Source organism: Streptomyces xiaopingdaonensis (assembly GCF_000262345.1).
GTDB lineage: Bacteria > Actinomycetota > Actinomycetes > Streptomycetales > Streptomycetaceae > Streptomyces > Streptomyces xiaopingdaonensis.
Genome location: NZ_AJTQ01000140.1, coordinates 1 through 2,203 on the forward strand (window position 1 = coordinate 1; position 2,203 = coordinate 2,203).

Sequence of the window (2,203 nt, forward strand, 5' to 3'; positions counted from 1 at the left end):
TCGTTGTTGTTGCCGCGGCCGCCGCCCTGGTTGTTCTGGTGCTGACCGCCGCCGCCACCGCCGTCGTTGTTCTTGTTGCGGTTGCGCTGGCGGTCGCGCTTCGACTGGCGGTCCTGCTGCTGCTTGTTGCCGCCGTCGGAACCGCCCTTGCCCTCACCGCTCTTGGAGCCTTCGCCCTTCGGCTCCTGCCTGCGGTCCTGGCTGTTGGACTGGCCGTCCTTGGGCTGACTGTCCTTGGGCTGGCCGTCCTTGGCGCCGTCCTGCTTCTGGGTGTCCTTGCCGGACTTGCCCTCGCCGCCCTCGGCGTCGGACTTGGCGCCCTGGCCGCGGCGGTTGCGGCGCTCGGCCTGCTCGTCGCCGTCGGTCTGCACGGGGATGTCGATCTGCTGCTGCCGCTCTTCCTCGTCGCCGGTGCGCGCCTTGGAGGTGGCGCGCCGCTTCGGCTTCTCCGACGCGGCTTCGGCCCCGGACTCGTTCTCCGCGGCCTGCTTCGCAGACTCCTTCGCGCCCTTGGCAGGCGCGGACTTCTGCCCCGACGAAGCAGCCGACGAACTACCGGAACTCGACGAACTACCGCCTGCCTGCCTCTCCTTGATGACCTCGATCAGCTGGCCCTTGCGCATCCGCGCAGTGCCCTTGATTCCGAGTTGGGAGGCGACCTGCTGAAGCTCGGCGAGGACCATGCCCTCAAGGCCGGTGCCGGAGCGCCGGCGCCGGGGTGCGGCACCGGTGGAAGCGTCCGTGGCAGGCCCGGCGGCACTCTCGGCGGAGCTGCCGGCGGCGTTTGCGGCTCCCTGACCCTCAGGCCCGGAAGGAGCGGCGTTGACGCCCATCAGATCGGTGGTGTCGCTCACGAAGGGTCCTTCCCTGGAGCGGACGTCGGCCCTACTGGCTCGGCGACCGGTTGTGCTGTCCGGCTCGAGTCCTTGCACTGCGGACCTGACCGGGACGGTGGCCCCGCCTGGATGTACGGCGGGGAGATCAATTCAGTGGTTGACGCGAAGCTGTGATTCGGGGCTTCGTGCCGACTCCGGAGCGTGCTCGACGCTGCCTGGATGCGATCACGCAGAGTGGGAGACTCCTGGAAGAAGTGGTGGTCCCTGCCGGGCCTGCCAGGCCCGAGATAGTGCCGCACTTTACGTGCCGTCACAGATATCTGCGGGAGACCCACGAGACTGCGTGTGCTGACTTGAGGTTAACACTACCGGGCCCAACAAACATTCCCCCTCTCGCAGACCGGCGATCACCTGTCACCGGCCGTCGTCCCCGCCCGCAGCGCGGCGGGCACCCCCTGCCGGCCCGTCCTCCGGGGCCGGCGATCTGTCCGACGCGTGCAACGGGAGCACGCTCGCGCCCGCGCTGTCGAGGACGAGCCGGTTCGCCGTCCAGCCCTCGCCCGCGAGCCTCGCGACCTTCTCCGCAGCCCCTTCGTCACCCGGAAGTGCGAGGACGGTGGGGCCCGCGCCCGAGATGACGGCCGGGACGCCGTCCGCGCGCAGCCGTCGGACGAGCTCCGCGCTCCCGGCCATGGCGGGGGCTCGGTACTCCTGGTGCAGGCGGTCCTCCGTCGCCGCGAGCAGCAGCTCGGGCCGACGCGTCAACGCCTCGACGAGGAGGCCGGCGCGCGCCGCGTTGAAGGCCGCGTCGACGTGCGGCACGGAGCGCGGGAGCAGCCCTCTGGCGGTCTCGGTGAGCAGCGGGTCGGCCGGGACGAAGACCACCGGATCGATGGACTCGGCGGGTTCCATCCGGATCGCGCGGGCGGCCCCGTTCTCCGTCCAGGCGAGGGTGAAGCCGCCGAGGAGGCAGGCCGCGACGTTGTCCGGGTGGCCCTCGATCTCGGTGGCGAGCTCGAGGAGCGCGGCGTCGTCGAGGCGGGCCTCACCGCCCGTGGTGACGGCGCGGGCCGCGACGATACCGGCACAGATCGCCGCCGAGGAGGAGCCGAGGCCGCGGCCGTGCGGGATGCGGTTGGCGCAGACGATCTCCAGGCCGCGGGGCTGACCGCCGAGGAGGTCGAAGGCGCTGCGCATCGCGCGCACGAGCAGGTGGTTCTCGTCGCGCGGAAGGGTGTCGGCGCCTTCGCCCGCGAGGTCGATGTGCAGACCGGAGTCGGCCACCCGTACGACCAGGTCGTCGTAGAGGCCGAGGGCGAGGCCCAGGGCGTCGTACCCGGGACCGAGGTTGGCGCTGGTGGCGGGGG

2 protein-coding genes are annotated in these 2,203 nt (G+C 71.5%); both read right to left on the reverse strand.

Annotation, left to right across the window (positions count from 1 at the left end):
* Window positions 1-854: Rho termination factor N-terminal domain-containing protein (locus tag UWG_RS0111695; RefSeq protein ID WP_020372370.1), on the reverse strand; the 854-nt coding region annotated here is incomplete at its 3' end.
* Window positions 855-1,250: 396 nt separating this feature from the next.
* Window positions 1,251-2,203 (reverse strand): homoserine kinase (gene thrB, locus UWG_RS29860; protein ID WP_016907399.1); only part of this gene is annotated, 953 nt, incomplete at its 5' end.